Raw genomic sequence first — 17,335 nt, forward strand, 5'->3', positions numbered from 1 at the left:
CACCCACACGAAAGGAGGGTCTAACCTTCTTTTAAAAGGTTAGACCCAGTCTTCTTACTGACCAGACCACTCTGGCTGGCGTTTTTCGATGAAGGCTGATAATCCTTCTTTTGCATCCTGGGAACGGAATAATAAATTTTGTAATTCTCCTTCATAGCGAATCGCTACATTTAACGGCATTTCTTTACCATTCATGATGGAAAGCTTAATGTTGGAAGTTGCATATGTTGCACTATCTGCAACTTTTCTTGCATATTCCAATGTTTTATCACGGGTTTCCTCTTGAGGGAACACACGATCAACTAATTGAATTTGCAGAGCCTCTTGCGGTGTTAAAGTTTCGCCGGTAATATTCAAATCAAGCGCTTTTGAATGTCCAACTAGACGGGCTAAGCGTTGTGTTCCTCCCGTTCCTGCTAATACTCCTAGGGATACTTCCGGAAGACCAATTTTTCCTGCAGTGTCGCCCATAAAACGCAAATCACAAGCTAACGCCATTTCCAAACCGCCGCCAACTGTGTGTCCTTCTAAACAAGCGATCCAAATTTGCGGTGAGCGGGCAATCTTATCTAATGTTTCATTACAGAATAAACAAAATTGCGTTTTAAATCTTGGCTCTGCTGATTTTAAGAAATTGATATTTGCACCAGCTGAGAAGAATTTCGGCATATCGCTCATTAATACAACTACTTTGATGTCAGTATCGAAACGAATATCATCAATCGCTGCGTTCAATTCTTTGTAATACTCCAAATCGTAAGCATTTGTTTTATTCACATGGATGTGGACTTCAGCAACACCATTTTCTTTTTTTACCGTTAATGTTTTAGTATTTAATTTGACTTGAGTCATGATAATTCCTCCTGGAAATTTAATATATATATTTTATGAAATATTTTTATATTCCGATAATATTTAGCGGTTTTGCCCCAACATAGGAAACAACACTCTTTGTTTCGGTATATAAATCAAGAGTTTCAACATCATGGAAATGACCAACCCTAATACACATTGTCCTTGCCGGAGAAAAAATGAGAACCTTAATTTCCTTCTTTTGATGCTAGACACCCCTCATTTTCCGAAGGTGCGCCCTGCCAGCGAATATATTCAAAGACTGAATGACAGTGGTTGCAATAATACTGTCGAACCAATTGTGCTGTACCGAATGAAGAGATTTTTTCAACGTCTTCAGATGAACAAAATGAGCATTGAATTAGATTTTGTTGATTAGACATGCTGTACATCTCCAAGGCTGATTAGCTTTTCGATGGTTTCTTTGTAGAGGGCTATAAGATTACTATTTTCCCTGAATATTTTTTCAGAGATTAATAGTTCGTCATTTTCCACAGTCCTTAACCACTGCCCGACTTCAACTGTTACTTTTTCTAATTCCTGCCTGAATGTTTTGGGAACAGCCCCTGTGTCATTTAGCAATTGTTTACACCAGCTTTTTGAATAAAGAAGATGTTCCTCTTGTTCTTTGAGCATTTTACTAAATGGGGTATTTACCTTGGGATGATTGGTATTGATCACCGCTTTCATAACAAGATCAACCGCAACATTCACAGCATATAAACCAGCGATCAAACCAATCCAATTAGTCGTATTGACTACAGATGGAAATGCTTTGCCTGTTTGTCCTCTCACTTCAATCTTGGTTCCATTTAAACCCTGTAATTCATTTGCCCATTTATACATCAGTCTGGCATGACCAAGTTCTGCCTGCGCCATTGCAATTGAGGAAAGCGTTGCTTCCAGGTTCGGACCGCTGATTCCTATTTCAACAAGACGATCGCCTAAAATAAATTTGTTATCTGCAATCGTTTCTGCTACCTCAACGAGAGAAACTAGATTTTGATTTTTCATATTAATTTACACCCTCTTTTTCAAATAGTGGTTCCGGAAGGCGTACAGCAATAAATGCTTCTTTTCTTACGACTTGCATTTCAACCCAGTCTTCTTCATCGTAAATATACTGTGCATACACCTTTGCCAATTCATCACTTTCCGCTTGAAATGACCCGATTTGAATCAAATCATCCCCTCGTTTGATACGGGTAAAAAGGAGGTATTCTAGTTTTTGATTATTGACCATTATGAACTTACCCCCCATGTTTTAAGTTTTGCTCTTCCTTTTTCAGATAAATTATTAACGGTCCACGGAGGACTCCAAACTACTTCGATTTCCACCTCGGCGATATCTTCTTCTTGGAGCAGCCTTTCCTTGATATCGTTTTCAATCCACTGCATACAGCCACAACCTGTTGAAGTATAGGTCATCCTTACTGCGAGCTTTCCTTCATCGACCTTCGTAATTCCGTAAATCAATCCCATATCGACAACACTTATAGGAAATTCAGGATCCATGACCTCAGTTAAAGCATCCCAATATTTCTCCGTCTCCATTATTTGCATCATTAACTTACCTCCTCGGCACGCAGTTCTTCCATTTCATCGAAGCCCTTTTGAATTCGTCTTACAAACTCTTGATTTTGCGGTCCACGCTTTTTAAACCGTTCGATTACACCTTCCCAGGTGTCCGGTTGATCGATCAGCCATTTTTTATTTTCTACATCGAATTTACAAGGAAATGGAATATCAATAAAAAACTTGCCTTGTTCCTCATCATAGTGAGCTGGGACCTTTACCCCGATGGATTCACAGAATGGAACTGCCGTTGACAGCCATTTTTGCCTCAACTGGTCATTTGTCCTGCCCTTTAACTTGTAATCTAATTGGGCTGAACGACTTTTTAGATTATCAGCAACACCGAAGAACTCTAAGCCCATTAAGAACATCCAATCAACAGCCTTCTGTACTTGCTTAGCTGTTTCCGGATTTTTCATTCCCGCCTTCATAATGATTTCGCCATTTCGGAGGTGGAACAATTCCTCTTTATCCACTTTTACTAAAGCACGTTTCCAGGGTCCATAGGAGGTGTTCTCGAATGCATCTCCAAGCAGTGTGTAGCCGGCCCTGTCAAATAGCCCATTAAATACACCAAGCTCAATCCAGTTGTCTAATTTAAAATCAAAAGCGTAAGGATTTTTCCAGCGATTTGCAGGACGTTTATAAAGAAGGTCCTCCACATCTTCCCCTAAATCCTCTAATAGCCTGTAGGCGATATGGGCATGGCCAATTTCATCTTGGATCACGGCTAAAGCAGTAATCTTATAGTTAAGATTGGGAGCTTGATTGTATACCGTTAATAAAGGCGGAACACTTAAAAGCTCAGTGTCGCCAACAATCGTTAATGTTTGCTTTAAGGCACGAAGGTACTCCTCGTTCATATCCTCTTTACATTCCACGACAAAACCATTGCGAATCTCATCTAACAAAACCTCAGCTTGATTCATATTTAGCTCCCCTCTTCATTACGTTTTTTTATATACCGTTTATATAATATAATATAGAATATTAATAATTATCTGTCAATTACTTTATTACGTTTTTATGTTGTTAATATTAAAAACGTAATTTAATTATGATAAAGGCCTGTTTTCCCAAGTAACCCCTCCCAATAGCTTACTTTTTAAAGCTTGGTGGGCTTCTTTTATCCTAATAACCAGTCCTTGGTTATACGTTTTTTATACGACGAAGTAAAAAAGGACAACACATATCAAATGTGTTGTCCTTTTTATTCGTTCGATTTTTCATATTTTATCGGAAATCCCATTATTTTTTCTGCTCGGTTTTCAATAGATAAATAGTCTAAGTGAGCGATTGTTTCAGCAATAGCAAAACGCCACTGGTGCGGGGTTAGCTCCTTATGGGCAAATAGATCCCCGGCAACTTCAAAAGCTGTCCGGTTTTGTGCCAGCGCCAAAATGGATTCTAACCGTTCTTCATGGTGCTGCAGAAGTTCCTTAATCCGCTCATTTACGTTCCCAATTGGCCTTCTATGGGCTGTAAAGGCTATTTTAGCCTGTAAATCTGCTACTCTATGAAGAGAATTTATATAATCATGAAGCGGTGTCTGGCTCGCTCCCGGCCACACACTAATATTGGGGGTAATTTTTTCAAGAATATGATCCCCTGAGATTAACACACGCTCTTCTTCTTGGAAAAAGCAAATATGCCCTGTACTATGACCCGGTGTATGTATGACCTTCCATTCTCTATTTGCAAACACCACCTGGTAAGTAATCGTGTGAATGGCAGGGAGTGGCTGCACATGATGTACTAATACATCCATTTGTTTTTCAATCTCGCCAGCTAACTCCTGAGGGGTCCCATGTTCGATTACCATTTTCTTGATGTTTCTTGCTTGGCTGCTATTTTCTCCCCAAACATGCTCCATCATTTTGGCATCAATCTCGTGCATAAAGATTGGCGCCCCCGTTAATTGGTGCATCCAGCCTGCAAGCCCGGCATGATCAGGATGGAAATGGGTTAAGTAAATCGTTTTAATCTCGCCCGGCTCCATATGAAGTTCTCGAAAGGCATCTTCCCAGGCTGTTTTTCCACGATTGTTGTTGTAGCCAACATCAATTAAAACATATCCATCCTGTTGTTTAAACAGATAGCAATACACATACTTAATCGGAAAAGGGATGGGAATCCCAATGCGATATCCATTAAAAACAATTTTTTCAATGGTCACAGTTTCACCGTTTTGAAAGGTGTTTATCATGTCTTCCTCCCTTTGCGCTTTCCTGTCTACACATAAACTTCTTTAAACGGATTAATGGCCTTGTCCCGTTGAGGTTTAATATCACGATCAGGAGCAGCTTCATATATAGATTCAAAATAACGGACAGCGGGAATCGATATTAATTGATGAATATTCCAAAATAGCTCCCTAGCCTTTGTTCCAACCCAGTCCACAGGCATTAACTCCCGCGGAAACCCCGGGTCCTGAAAAAGGAACTTTCGATATTCATGAACAATCGTAGTTCGCTTAATAAAACATTCTTCATCAGATAACTCATTATTCAACGCCTTTTCACGCAGTTGTTCAAATTTAGGTGAATACTTTTCAATGAAATGAATGTAATTATCGGTAACTTGTTGAAAATCCCAGCCCTTTTCCATAATCCATTCTTTAGGATGTGAAACAACGTCGGAGGAGCTAAAAAGGATCGCATTTTCTTCTATTTTATAGTTTTTAATCATTTCCATTACTTGATTTTCAAGGGGATTCGGGCTGACCCAGGTACTATTTGAAAGCATTCCAAATCCAGTCCACGTCAGCTCCTTGCGAATTTCATTGCGAAGCTCACGTTTTTCCTCAGGAAAAGAGTAACTTAAAATTCTCCATTTCCCGTCCCAATGTGCTCTAGGGGCTGAATATACTCTTGTTACCCCGTCTTCGACCCTTCTTCTCCCCAGCTCTGTTACAGAGTAATAGCTTTTATTTCCTTTCTTTCTCACTTGCAATAAATCCTTTTGTACCATTCTTAAAATGGCACCGCGGACAGAGGATTCTGAGATACCAAATCCATTCATTAATTGAATTAAACTCCCTACCCAGATTTCTTCTCCATAATATTGAATGTATTCTCCATATAGAGTAAACATTAGTGATCTCGGTTTCATTGCTGCCACCATCCAGTACTTAGTAGTATTCGCATTTTATCCCGCGTTAACGGGCAGTAAGACCCCCACTTAAGGGCTTAGTGTACGCAGGAAGAGTGAGTGGGGGATCAACTGCCCGTAAAAGCCCGATTGGTTCAACTAACAATCAGTGGGAGGTGAAAAAAACCCCCCACTGATTGAAGTTTCACTTTATGTAAATTCTTAAGAGACATTAATATTATAGAGGATTGTCTTAGCTTATGCATTAAACCTAGGTCTATTTTTATCAACCTTTGTTTCAATATTCTCATTTAAAATGCCTTTAACGTCTTCTGGAATAATAACAGCCTTGATTCCTTCCGGTGATTTCTCTACCCAGCCCCGTAATTCATACCCCTGTGCACAGCGAACACCATCTCTATAGATCACATGTCTTAATTTAATTGTTTTCCGATTGATTTCTTCTACTTTTGTATGGATGATGATGAGATCATCATAGAGTAATGATTTTTCAAATGTACATTGAACATCTAGTAATGGAACAATGATTCCCCGTTCTTCTTCCAATTTTGCAGGAGCTAGATTACAACTTCTAAAAAATTGATGGCCTGCGATATCAAACCATTTAAAAAAGTTAGGATAATAGACAATTCCCGCTTTATCCGTGTCTCCCCAATTAATTAAAACCTCCAGTTCGTTTGAACGCATGCAAATCCCCCACTTCTATTTCTTTGATTAAAATGGCGATATCGATTGCCGATATCGCCATTTTGTATTTTACTGCCCAGTCCAATTTGCTTCACGTTTATCGATGAATGCGCTTAGTCCTTCTTTTGCATCTTGAGAGCGGAATAATAGGTTTTGTAGTTCACCCTCGTAACGGATTGCCACATTTAGAGGCATTTCTTTACCATTCATAATCGAAAGCTTAATATTGGAAACTGCATAGGATGCGCTTTTGGCAACTTTTTGTGCATATTCTAATGTTTTTGCTCTCGTTTCTTCTTGTGGGAAAACTCGATCAACTAATTTAATTTCAAGAGCTTCTTGAGGTGTTAATGTTTCACCAGTAATGTTTAAATCAAGCGCTTTAGAATGTCCAACTTGGCGGGCTAAGCGCTGTGTACCGCCTGTACCTGCCAATACGCCAAGAGATACTTCCGGAAGACCGATTCTACCAGCTTGGTCACCCATGAAGCGTAAGTCGCAAGCTAACGCCATTTCTAAACCGCCGCCAACGGTGTGCCCTTCCAAACATGCGATCCAAATTTGTGGAGAGCGGGCAATCTTATCAAGTGTTTCATTACAGAATAGGCAGAATTGAGTTTTAAAGCGCGGCTCTGCTGCTTTTAAGAAATTAATATTCGCACCTGCTGAGAAGAATTTAGGCATATCACTCATTAATACAGCAACTTTAATATCGCTGTCAAAACGAATGTCATCAATGGCTGCGTTTAATTCTTTATAATATTCCAAGTCATATGCATTCGTTTTGTTTACATGAATGTGAACCTCTGCAACTCCATCTAGTTTTTTTACTGTTAATGTTTTCGTTTCGGTTACTGTTGTCAATTTAAAATCCTCCTCAAGGTTTTATTATGCTTTTATTTCTGTCGTGCTATATACATAATATACATAATTTTCTTATTATTTTTAAAATACCAAATACACTCAATTCCCCATAATAATCTGCAATTTTCTTTCATTTCCATACCCATTCTTCTGTTTTCTTACTTTTACACTTTTTTAATACGGACGTAGTAAAAACATAAAAAAGAGCGATGCATATTCTTTGTTGATACATCCATTCATTGGTATAATTTACATTAATTTCGCAATTTCGAAAATAAAAAGGGGTGTAATCTTTGATTGAATTAAATAAATCCTGCATTGAGGTCTTCCCTATCATGATTCCTGAACCGTCATCATTAAAAAGCGTAAACTTCTATGTAGTAAAACAAGATCAATCCCTTTCGTTGATTGATGCCGGATGGAATAATGAGGCATGTTGGAATGGCTTAATGGATGGCCTAAAAAGAAATGGATTTACGATAAAGGATATTACGGAAATCCTCCTTACGCATCATCATATCGACCATGTAGGCTTAGTGGATAGAATTACATCTATAAGCCCAATTCCAGTATATTGTCACACAGATTCCATTGCCCGCTTAAAACGGGACAAAAACTTCCTGAAATGAGGGTAGATTTTTATTCAAAACTTTACAGGGAAATGGGCTGTGGGGATAAGGGGGAACACCAAACAGCCTATTTGAAAAAAGCTATAAAGCAAAATAAAAAAAATATGATTCAAGCTAATCTCATTCCCATTGAGGATAAGCAAGTAAGCAATTTTCAAATCGTTGAGGTTCCGGGACATTCTCCGGACCAAATCGCCTTTTATCATGAAAAACAAAACTGGTTGTTTTCAGGGGATTTGTTGATTGAGCATATTTCAAGTAATGCATTAGTTGAGCCGGACTCATATGGTGCTCGGCTTCCAACCCTCTCACAGCAGATTGCTTCCTTAAAAAAATGCCTATCCCTTCATGCGGATCTTGTTTTTTCAGGCCATGGCATCTTAATTGAAAAACCTGATTCATTGATTGTAAAACGACTGGAGCGGATTGAGAAAAAAGCAGAACGCGTGATCCAATTAATTCAATCAGGATGCACTACTGGAAGTGCAATTGCTGAAGCCTATTACAAAAATACTTATTACGATCAATTCTCTCTTGTCATGTCCGAAATCATCGGTCAACTAGACTATCTTGAATTACAGGGGAAAATTGTGAAAGAGCTTGTAAACGGGGTATGGCACTACTCGGTAAAATAATAAATGGTGAAAGCAGCTGGTTTTGGGCTTCGGGCCATCTTTGAGGCCTAAAACCATCAGTCATCTCTAGCGTTTTGGGCTTCATCCCTCCTATAAAGACCAAATCCATCAAGTCACCTCTAGCGTTTCGGGCTTCATCCCCCTTATGAAGACCAAATTCATCAGTCACCTCTAGCGTTTCGGGCTTCATCCCCCTTATGAAGACCAAATTCATCAGTCACCTCTAGCGTTTCGGTCTTCATCCCCCATATGAAGACCAAATCCATCAGTCACCTCTAGCGTTTCGGTCTTCATCCCCCTTATGAAGACCAAATCCATCAGTCACCTCTAGCGTTTCGGGCTTCATCCCCCTTATGAAGACCAAATCCATCAGTCACCTCTAGCGTTTTGGGCTTCATCCCCCTTATGAAAACCAAATCCAACTGCATCTCTAGCGTTTGGGGCTTCATCCTCCTTATGAAGACCAAATCCATCAGTCACCTCTAGAATTTAGGTCGATTTTCTAACAAAATTACAAAACAGCAATCTAAAAATATAAACAGCAGCCTCCATGGCTGCTGCTATTGTTTTAATTATTTTGATAGGTTAGTGAATTTAATGGTGCAGAAGGCAGTAAAATTTCATCCGTCTTGACCTCATATAAACCATATGGAACTAACCGAAGCCCCGGTAGAAAATCACAGGTTAAAAATAACAATGTATAAAGAATGTCATGGAATGGGAAACCACGCTCCTGTACAGCGGCCAAAAGTTGGTCATGGTAATTCACTGCTGCAGAAAAGGTTGGATCCGATGTCATCATTCCCGTCAGCGGCAGAGGAATTTCTAACACCACTTCATCACCGTCGACAATGACAACTCCTCCTCCCATTTCATGGACTCTTACTGCCGCTCTTTTCATCGATTCCGGATTTCTTCCGACCGCGAGAAGCTCAGTGGTCGTATTATAGGTAGAAGCCATACCATCCAGATTTACGGCAAATCTTTCTAATATCGCCTTTGAGACCCATTCACCCCTTCGATCAATTAAAGCAGCATATACAAGCCCTTCATGGTGCGAAAGATCCGCATATCCGTTTACGGACGGAAGTTCCGTATCCTTTCTTTGGGTAATGACATTACTTTTAAAATAGGAAACTGGCACAGGAACCTTTTCGGACGGATGCGGATATCGGTACAGATTCAAATTTTCTAAAGCTGATTTTGAAAAAGCAAATGGTTCCCTTACAATATATTGATTCCAGTCGATCTCAGGAAGAGATATATTTAATTCTTCATTCTCAGCAACAATTTCCCCTGATGCAATGACCATATCAGGTTGAAAATCAACTAAATTCGGAAGCAGCAAAATATCTGCTTTTTTGCCGGGAGCAATACCTCCAATGTAGTCATCAAGCCTTAGGTAGGTTGCAGCATTGACGGTGACCATCTGAATGGCATTCATCACAGGGACACCAAGTTCAACAGCCTGTCTGACAAGTCCATCAACAAAGCCTTCTTTTTCAATAAATCCTGGATGCGGACCGTCCGTTGTCATTACGATTCTGCTCGTGTTTACCTTCCCGTCAACAATAAGTTTGACAAGCTCCCCTAAATCCGGGCGCAATGAGCTATTTCGGAGCACCGTCCACATGCCCAGTCTTAGGCGGTCAAAAGCTTCCTTAGCTGTAATTGCTTCATGACATGCTGTTACACCGGATGCCACAACCGCGTTTAATTTTTCATAAGAGCAACCCGCTGTATGCCCATCAGAAACCTTACCCAGTTTCTTTATAAAATCCATTGTTTCAAGTAAAAATGGATCCCCTTGATATAAAAGCGGCCAACGCGTTACCTCCGCTGATCCTACAACATTATCAAGTTCCAACAGTTCCTGTATATCCTTATGATTGTACCACTCACGTTCACCCGGATAATCGGCTTGTGAAACAAGCCGGACCAGCCAGAGGAAATTTCCAGGCAATACTTTTAAATCGTTTGCCATTGCTTTAAATCCTTTTGCCCCCATATGTAGATAAAAAAATAAATTATCATTAACAGTGGTGGTGGTTCCTAATGACAGCACTTTCTCCGTAACACTAACGGGATTATAAACCACCCATGGGTGAGCATGTGCCTCGATAAATCCAGGGGATACGAACTTCCCTTCTGCGTTAATGATCTTTGTTTGGGCTCCAATCGAGGATTCACTTGGCCCTACGCAGGCAATACAATCCTTATACACGGCAATATTAAGTTTCAAGAATTCCCCTGAATACACATTAATAACCGTTCCGCCTTTTATAAATAAATCTGCGGGCCGTTCGCCTTTGGCAACTTCGATTAATTCACTTCTTTGAGCTGTAAGATGCACAAACTTCCCCCCTTTTTAAAGTTTCCATCTTCAATTAAACCAGTATTACGATTTACCAAATATCGTCTTATAAACATAATATTAATAGGAGGTTGTTTTCTTTGTCAACAAATACAATTCTAAAAAGTCTAAATACTCAATTTACAATTAAAATAAAAGCTGATAAGCTTGAATTCCAAAATAGAGTCCGAAGCCAATTAAAGAAAGCCCAGAAAAAAGGGAAATCATAACTAGCAAGCGGGAAGTTAAAAAATTACGAAAGCTGCTTGAAACCCCCGCCATGGTAATATCCCATAGTAAAAGTCCAATAAATATCGCAGTACTATAAACAATTAACTCCGCACTATTCGAGGTGGCAGCTGTTTTTGCCAGTACCGAACCATAAATCCCTAACCAAAATAGAATCGTTAATGGGTTGGAAATTGACATGAAAAAACCCGAGAAAAACGATTTGATTAGGGGTTCCTTGTTTCGTGTATACTCCAAGCTTAATGTACCGGCCTTTAAAATACTTTCTACTCCCGTATAAATAAGTACAAAAGAGCCAAAGAGCCATAAAAAGGTTTGGACGATTGGTGTTTCAAGAAACTGAACCACACCTATGTAAACGATGAGCATATAAATCCCGTCTGCCACAACGGCCCCCACCCCGATTAACCAGGCATGCATGAAGCCGCTCCGAATTCCCCTGTCTATTTGTGCTGCATTAATAGGACCAATCGGCGCGGCAAGTGATAATCCCAATAAAATGTAGCTTAGAAATATATTCATTATTCTCTCCCCCTGCATAAAAATAAAGCCTGTCTTTTCATTTTTATTCGGGAAAGATGGGTTGTACCACAAAAAAACGAGTTTTCCTATATTCAGAAAAACTCGTTTTAGCTTAGTTCCTTTCAGTAACTTTTTTTAGCTCTCTTTTAAAAAATTCATCTTCAAGGGTTCGATTTAGTAAGTGGTTCCTGGAAACCGGCAAATTAAAGGAATCAATATCAATGATATATTTTGGACGCTGCTTTGATTCTTTATAGATTTTCCCAACATATTCTCCAATCAATCCAATAGCAATCAGCTGTAAGCCGCCAATCAGCCAAATGGACGTAATAAGCGAGGTCCACCCAGTTTGCGTATTCCCTAAAAACTTAAGAGTTAAAAAATACCCCCCAAATAAAAGACTCATAAAAAAGGAGACAAAACCGATAAACAAGACAAAACGAATCGGAGACACGGAGAAAGAAGTAATACCGTCAAGGGCAAAGGCAATCATCTTTTTTAATGGATACTTCGTTTCGCCGGCAAGCCGTTCTTTCCGGTCGTAATAAACAACATCTGAACGGAAACCAAGGAGCGGAACAATTCCCCTTAAAAATAAATTTACCTCTTTAAAGCGTTCCAGTTCCTCTACTGCCCTTTTGCTCATTAGTCGAAAATCAGCATGATTATAAATTAAATCGACACCCATTTTTTTCATCACTTTATAAAAACCTTGCGCCGTGCTTCTTTTAAAGATTGTATCCGTTTCCCTACCTTTTCGGACCCCGTAAACAATCTCGCAGCCTTCATGATATTTTTTGATAAACTCCCGGATTACTTGAATATCATCTTGGAGATCGGCATCAATCGTAATTAGACAGTCTGACGTTTCCTTTGCCGTAAAAAGACCCGCTAATAGTGCGTTTTGGTGGCCGGCATTTCGAGATAGCTTAAGGCCTCGGATCGCTTCATTTTTCAAACCTTCTTTATAAATAATTTCCCAGGTGCGGTCCTTACTGCCATCATCGACAAAAAGGATTTTGCTGAAAGAGGAAACAAGCTTTTCCTCTTTCAAGCTTTCTAAAAGCTGCTTTAATTCGAAAATCGTATCAGGCAGGATTTCCTCCTCGTTATAGCAAGGAACCACAATCGTAAGGTTTGCTTCAATCATCTAGTCATTACCTCCGATGTCTCGATTGTTTTATACAAATAAATTTTCCATGCTGAGGTTTTTGACTTAAACACCTTTTCAAGGCTCAGTTGATTTTCCTCTGCATTATCAATCGGTAAGGCTGAAAAAATATATTGGCCGCCCAATTGATTAAACACGGCTGTATTTAGCTGTAAATCCTTTAAGTGCCTTTTTGAGTCTTTTTTGATCATGTATCTTTTTCCAAGCTGGGCCGTGAATAGGTAACAGCGCCCACCCCATTTGTCAAAATAGGTGCGAACTGTTTTATTTTTTGCTAATTCCCTTTCAATTATTTTCCGGAAATGATGCTTATAGGTTAGCGGATAAAAATTATTGTACGTATCAAGCGTGTAAAAGCCATTGTATTGAGATACAGCCGGGTGAATCCCAATACTGGCAACCCTGTAATTCTTCTGTGGAAGACCGATGTATTCTTTTACCTCTTTGAACAAGTCCTCTGCATAAAATTCTTTTACTGTCGGTTTCTGATGGTAAATAATTTCATCGTTAAATAACCCTAAAACCAGCAGTTGCAGTACGACAAACCATTTAGCGGTTTTAGCCCAACTTTTCCCTTGAAGCGAAATAATTTTTAAGGCAAGAGCGAAACTAGCGTAAATGACGAGCGGCCGTAGGAAATGGTAACGGGCAAAGTTAAACGTATCCATAAAATGAAACCGCTTTGTAATTGGCAACCACCCCTTGTAAAACCAAAAGGCATACCAAAGGGACAATACAAAATTTAAGATAAATAAGAACACGTAGAGCTTTTCTTGTTTCCATATATTTTTCTTATAAATAAAATACAAAGCAATAAATGTCGCTGGGAGGATAAAGAGAGTATGTACAGTCATGACATGGGTATGCCCCAGCACATAGTTTTTAAATGTCAGTCTAATCGCCCGCCATAAAGGTAAATGGGCATGGAAATATTCATCCCTGCTATTTGCTTCCGAAACGAATAAAAAGGAATACACTAAACGGTATTCTACTATCATGAAAATGAAGATCATGTACACGATGGAAAATAAAAAATGTAGATTCCACCCTTTCCTTCTTATCACATCAACCAGCCAAAAAATTCCCATTGCACTTAAAAAAAAGAAAAATCCTAGAACGATGCTTGAATATAACGGCAGCAACGTAAGTGTTACGTAATCTTTGGCTGTTCCTTGTCCCTTACGGATATTTAGAAAAGCCCAAAGGGCAAGAGGCATTCCCAACGTACTTAACATTCCCGACGGCCAAAATGGGGTTAGGGCGAAGGCTAATGCAGCACTTACTTGATAAAAACTCCAGTTATCCCCCGGCAGAAAATGTTTCTTTAGAAGCAAATACATTCCAAAAAAAGCAACAATCCTTGTAATGGCTTGGCTGATTCCATAGGCAATCATCGTTGGAAATAGAGCATATAGCCAGACAATCAGGCTAAACTCTGTTCCGAATGTATTTCTTGGTACTCCATTAATAATTTGAGGAATCATTCCATTTACCGGGCCGAACATTTCTCCGCTTTTTGCCAGCACCTTATACCACGCCAAATTTGAATCTAAATTATCGTGAACACGGATATGGGCATTTTCCTGTAGTATAAAAAGCGGGGATAAATAAATTGCCAAAACCAACAAAGCAAAAAAAATCAACTTTTGCTCCTTTTTCGTTTCACTAAACACCTGCTACACCTCAAAATTTTTAATTATAGTTAAATTTTGCATTCCAGTAGAAAATTATCCCTTTCATATGATTGGAAAACTTTTCATACTCCTAATAAGAAAAAAACCTTCCTGAGACCAGGAAGGTGTTTAGGCTGTTGAAAAACTTTCGATAGCTCTTTATTCCATTCTTTTCTTTTAATAATTTATTATAATAAGGTTCATATATAGGCTGTTCAACTGGTCTGATGATTTCCGCTCCAGGCACTTCGCTTTCCGCGGGCGTGTCGGGGAGCCTCCTCGTCGCTTTGCTCCTGCGGGTCTCCCCTGCCCCGTACTCCCGCAGGAGTCTTCGTGCCTTCCTCTCCAATCAACAGGTGTTTACAATACAGTCCTACAACTCCCAATAATTAATAAAAATCAGTAGTAAATTTAATGTTTAAGCTAATAGAATCTAGGAAAAGTGAATATGAATTTGTCTTTATTGATAGATTAGTTCCGGAAGACCACCTTCTTTACCTACAAAATCATATAGATTTTTCTTTTTTCCTAAAAAAATTTCGTCTTTTATAGCAAGAATAATGGTCTCTTATCTGATTCCCTAATTCTTTTTAAAATAATGTTGATGGGGTACTTTTTATTCGTTCTGAAAGAGAGAAATTACAATGATCATTTGCTATCGATTTTTACTCCTAAAATTCCATGATTCGTTCCACAGCATTCAACGATTCAACGGAAATCGTCAACACCATATTTTAAAGATACTGATATATTTAACGATTTTTTCGATGAAGTTGGTCTCAAGACAAAGAATCACAAAATGGCCGAGGGGCGTATTTTTATTTACGGATTCCACTCATTACGCCTGGCAATGTTCATGTTTCTATTCCTTATCAGAATGGGGAAAAATGCTTTATAAATTTAGAAAGGAAAAAATTGAGCTAAACTTTGGAGATTCAAAATGGCTGTACGGCTTCGCTACTGCTGATTATGGGGATGGAGAATGTAAGTGAACAGGCTCTCCTTACTGGGGCCAGCCCAAATATAAAAAAAATTGCAACACACTTAGCCAGATTGGAAAAGGTGTGTTGCAATTCTTAATGATCTAATCCCTGTTGATTGGAGCGGAAATCAACAGGCCCACTAGCATGGACAATCATATAATAAAAATTGGTATTTTAGATTTAGACAAAATGGAAAATTGCCGAGAAAAATAACCTTTCTCGACAATCTGAAAACCTTCCTGAGACCAGGAAGGTTTTTTTAATTCATATTTATCTTTTTACTATAATCATTTAGCAAAAGGTCGAGTTTTTGACTGCATTGAACCACATGGGGATTAGAATATCCAAACTGATGAGCTAATAGAATCATTTCTAATCTTGTTTTTTCAATATTGGATAATAGTGCGTTTACTGTAATATTCATGTCCTCAGACCCCATTTCATGTTGATTCTGATTGCATACTATTATTCATAATTTATTCGATTTTGTAAATGTTTACAATAGAACAATCCATGAAAAAGGTAATTTTTTTGTGACAAATTAGCAATAGAAAATATTGATACCTGATTAGATTAGCCTTCTTTACGTCAATAATGGAATAGAATCGAGTATCGGGGTGAGAACATGCCAAACCGTGTTTATATTAGTTTTTTAAGATTACCTCTCTTAATTCGAATCCTCTTAATTGCCTTACTAGTGTTTCTAGTATTTGGAATTTCTATACATTTTGTCGAGCCCAAAACCTTCCCTTCTATATTTGATGGTATTTGGTGGGCGATTATTACCGGAACAACGGTAGGGTATGGGGATTATGTTCCACATTCCCTTTTGGGCAGGTTTATCGCCTTAATTCTAATTTTGCTTGGCGCCGGTATCGTTTCCTCTTATTTTGGAACCTTAGCAGCTGCTGCTGTGACAAAACAGGATGCCTTATCCGAAGGAAAAATTGCATTTAAAGGAGAAGGCCATATTATCATTATTGGCTGGAATGAAAGGTCAAGAGAGTTGATTGATAAGATCACCCGTTCAACGTCTCCGCAAATGGTTGTTTTAATTGACGAAACTCTTGAAGCAAACCCGGTCCATTCAAAATTTGTCCACTTTATTCAAGGCAAGGGTCATGTTGATGAAACGATTACAAAAAGTAATATATCGGTGGCAGAAAAGGTTTTGATAACGGCCGATCGGGGAAATGATGAACTTCAAGCCGATATGAACAGTATTTTAACCTTATTAACCATTAAAGGCTTATGTTCAAAGGTAAAATGTATTGTGGAAATCTTAACTGCGGAACAAGTGGTAAATGCACTTAGAGCAGGAGCAGACGAGGTCATTCAATCCAATAAATTAACAAGTGTATTTATGGTAAACAGTCTTCATTCTAACGGGGATGGGCTTTTATCGGATTTCGTCCATCAATTACAGGAAAGCAGATTGTCCGCCAACACTGTAAATGAAAATGAAATGGGAAAAACCTTCATAGAGGTCTGTCATCATCATTTAAAAGAAGGAAGTTTAGTAATGGGGATCAAAAGAGGGGAAGAAACCATTTTAAATCCTTCCCACTCCCTCAGAATAGAAAAACATGATTTACTGTTAATTTTTAAATAATCCCTACTCTGATAATAAAACTGATTCTAATTCTTGTACAAGTGCTTTACCATTGTCAATAAACTGAGTAGGGAAACTGGCATCTTTATCAACAGGTTCCTGAAATTGATTAAAGGTCCCTGCCGAATCGACACGTTCATCGATGTCCGATTGGTATTCATGGGATAGGAGAAATGGTCTCCCTAATTCAACTGTACAATTATTTGCATCAAGCTGCCCGTCAACCGCTTGGAATGGAAGTCTTAAAAATTCATACCCGTCTTCACCATCGATTTTATAATCAAATGCACCATGATCATAATCCCAATTACCGCCAATCATATAGCCGATTGGCTTCAATTTTTGTTCCAGCTTATATAAATCAAACTGTTGCCCCTCTACCTTTGATGGTAACTCAATCATCATAAAACCTCCTTATC

The 17,335-nt window shown here is 38.8% G+C and carries 19 protein-coding genes; 3 read left to right on the forward strand and 16 right to left on the reverse strand.

From position 1 onward, the window contains the following. Positions 1 to 54 precede the first annotated feature (54 nt). The 10 genes from RCG21_RS28200 to RCG21_RS28245 form a co-directional block, all read right to left on the reverse strand. Positions 55 to 852 (reverse strand): enoyl-CoA hydratase/isomerase family protein, encoded by a 798-nt coding sequence (locus tag RCG21_RS28200; RefSeq protein WP_133334100.1) that lies wholly within the window; start codon positions 850 to 852, stop codon positions 55 to 57. Between the two features lie 188 nt (positions 853 to 1,040). Further along, positions 1,041 to 1,235: a PaaD-like zinc ribbon domain-containing protein gene (locus RCG21_RS28205; protein WP_133334099.1), complete on the reverse strand. Its 195-nt coding sequence runs from the start codon at positions 1,233 to 1,235 to the stop codon at positions 1,041 to 1,043. Further along, entirely contained in the window at positions 1,228 to 1,866 is a 639-nt protein-coding gene (locus RCG21_RS28210; protein WP_133334098.1) for a Phenylacetic acid catabolic protein, read from the reverse strand. Before RCG21_RS28210 ends, RCG21_RS28205 begins: the two co-directional genes overlap by 8 nt. A gap of 1 nt (position 1,867) precedes the next feature. Then, positions 1,868 to 2,095: a hypothetical protein gene (locus RCG21_RS28215; protein ID WP_133334097.1), complete on the reverse strand. Its 228-nt coding sequence runs from the start codon at positions 2,093 to 2,095 to the stop codon at positions 1,868 to 1,870. Then, complete coding sequence (locus RCG21_RS28220) at positions 2,095 to 2,415, reverse strand: metal-sulfur cluster assembly factor (protein WP_133334216.1); 321 nt, start codon at positions 2,413 to 2,415, stop codon at positions 2,095 to 2,097. The genes RCG21_RS28215 and RCG21_RS28220 overlap by 1 nt, the downstream gene beginning before the upstream one ends. Before the next feature lie 2 nt (positions 2,416 to 2,417). Further along, a complete protein-coding gene (locus RCG21_RS28225; RefSeq protein WP_308913991.1) occupies positions 2,418 to 3,356 on the reverse strand; it encodes a Phenylacetic acid catabolic protein in 939 nt (312 codons plus the stop codon). A 281-nt stretch (positions 3,357 to 3,637) separates the two neighbouring features. After that, on the reverse strand, positions 3,638 to 4,633 hold the full coding sequence (locus RCG21_RS28230) for an MBL fold metallo-hydrolase (RefSeq protein ID WP_308913992.1): 996 nt from the start codon (positions 4,631 to 4,633) through the stop codon (positions 3,638 to 3,640). 26 nt (positions 4,634 to 4,659) lie between these two features. Beyond that, positions 4,660 to 5,538, reverse strand: a complete 879-nt coding sequence (locus RCG21_RS28235) for a PaaX family transcriptional regulator (RefSeq protein ID WP_133334094.1) — start codon at positions 5,536 to 5,538, stop codon at positions 4,660 to 4,662. Between the two features lie 237 nt (positions 5,539 to 5,775). After that, on the reverse strand, positions 5,776 to 6,225 hold the full coding sequence (locus RCG21_RS28240; protein ID WP_133334093.1) for an acyl-CoA thioesterase: 450 nt from the start codon (positions 6,223 to 6,225) through the stop codon (positions 5,776 to 5,778). A 69-nt stretch (positions 6,226 to 6,294) separates the two neighbouring features. Then, on the reverse strand, positions 6,295 to 7,089 hold the full coding sequence (locus tag RCG21_RS28245) for an enoyl-CoA hydratase/isomerase family protein (RefSeq protein ID WP_026576759.1): 795 nt from the start codon (positions 7,087 to 7,089) through the stop codon (positions 6,295 to 6,297). 293 nt (positions 7,090 to 7,382) lie between these two features. On the opposite strand from RCG21_RS28245, the gene RCG21_RS28250 reads away from it, so the two are divergent. Both RCG21_RS28250 and RCG21_RS28255 read left to right on the forward strand, forming a co-directional pair. Further along, positions 7,383 to 7,718, forward strand: coding sequence for an MBL fold metallo-hydrolase (locus RCG21_RS28250; RefSeq protein ID WP_308913993.1), 336 nt, complete (start codon positions 7,383 to 7,385; stop codon positions 7,716 to 7,718). Then, positions 7,715 to 8,353: an MBL fold metallo-hydrolase gene (locus RCG21_RS28255; RefSeq protein WP_308913994.1), complete on the forward strand. Its 639-nt coding sequence runs from the start codon at positions 7,715 to 7,717 to the stop codon at positions 8,351 to 8,353. Before RCG21_RS28250 ends, RCG21_RS28255 begins: the two co-directional genes overlap by 4 nt. A gap of 568 nt (positions 8,354 to 8,921) precedes the next feature. On the opposite strand, the gene RCG21_RS28260 is transcribed toward RCG21_RS28255, so the two are convergent. The 5 genes from RCG21_RS28260 to RCG21_RS28280 all read right to left on the reverse strand — a co-directional run bounded on the left by RCG21_RS28260 (position 8,922) and on the right by RCG21_RS28280 (position 15,743). Further along, positions 8,922 to 10,706 (reverse strand): adenine deaminase C-terminal domain-containing protein, encoded by a 1,785-nt coding sequence (locus tag RCG21_RS28260; protein ID WP_308913995.1) that lies wholly within the window; start codon positions 10,704 to 10,706, stop codon positions 8,922 to 8,924. Between the two features lie 147 nt (positions 10,707 to 10,853). Beyond that, a complete protein-coding gene (locus RCG21_RS28265) occupies positions 10,854 to 11,477 on the reverse strand; it encodes a LysE family transporter (protein ID WP_133334090.1) in 624 nt (207 codons plus the stop codon). Positions 11,478 to 11,589: 112 nt separating this feature from the next. Further along, positions 11,590 to 12,627, reverse strand: coding sequence for a glycosyltransferase family 2 protein (locus RCG21_RS28270; protein WP_133334089.1), 1,038 nt, complete (start codon positions 12,625 to 12,627; stop codon positions 11,590 to 11,592). Further along, positions 12,624 to 14,321, reverse strand: a complete 1,698-nt coding sequence (locus RCG21_RS28275) for a DUF6044 family protein (protein ID WP_133334088.1) — start codon at positions 14,319 to 14,321, stop codon at positions 12,624 to 12,626. The genes RCG21_RS28270 and RCG21_RS28275 overlap by 4 nt, the downstream gene beginning before the upstream one ends. Before the next feature lie 1,242 nt (positions 14,322 to 15,563). Then, the gene (locus RCG21_RS28280) at positions 15,564 to 15,743 is read right to left on the reverse strand and encodes a Spo0E family sporulation regulatory protein-aspartic acid phosphatase (RefSeq protein WP_308913996.1); all 180 of its coding nucleotides are present in this window, start codon (positions 15,741 to 15,743) and stop codon (positions 15,564 to 15,566) included. A 186-nt stretch (positions 15,744 to 15,929) separates the two neighbouring features. Here RCG21_RS28280 and RCG21_RS28285 point away from each other — a divergent pair, with 186 nt between their 5' ends. Then, the gene (locus RCG21_RS28285) at positions 15,930 to 16,916 is read left to right on the forward strand and encodes a potassium channel family protein (RefSeq protein WP_133334086.1); all 987 of its coding nucleotides are present in this window, start codon (positions 15,930 to 15,932) and stop codon (positions 16,914 to 16,916) included. A 3-nt stretch (positions 16,917 to 16,919) separates the two neighbouring features. Here the strand turns inward: RCG21_RS28285 and RCG21_RS28290 are convergent, their stop codons facing one another. Next, positions 16,920 to 17,318 (reverse strand): YugN-like family protein, encoded by a 399-nt coding sequence (locus RCG21_RS28290; protein WP_133334085.1) that lies wholly within the window; start codon positions 17,316 to 17,318, stop codon positions 16,920 to 16,922. Positions 17,319 to 17,335 lie beyond the last annotated feature (17 nt).

The sequence above is a fragment of the Bacillus salipaludis genome, from assembly GCF_030938565.1.
Taxonomy (GTDB): domain Bacteria; phylum Bacillota; class Bacilli; order Bacillales; family Cytobacillaceae; genus Neobacillus; species Neobacillus salipaludis_A.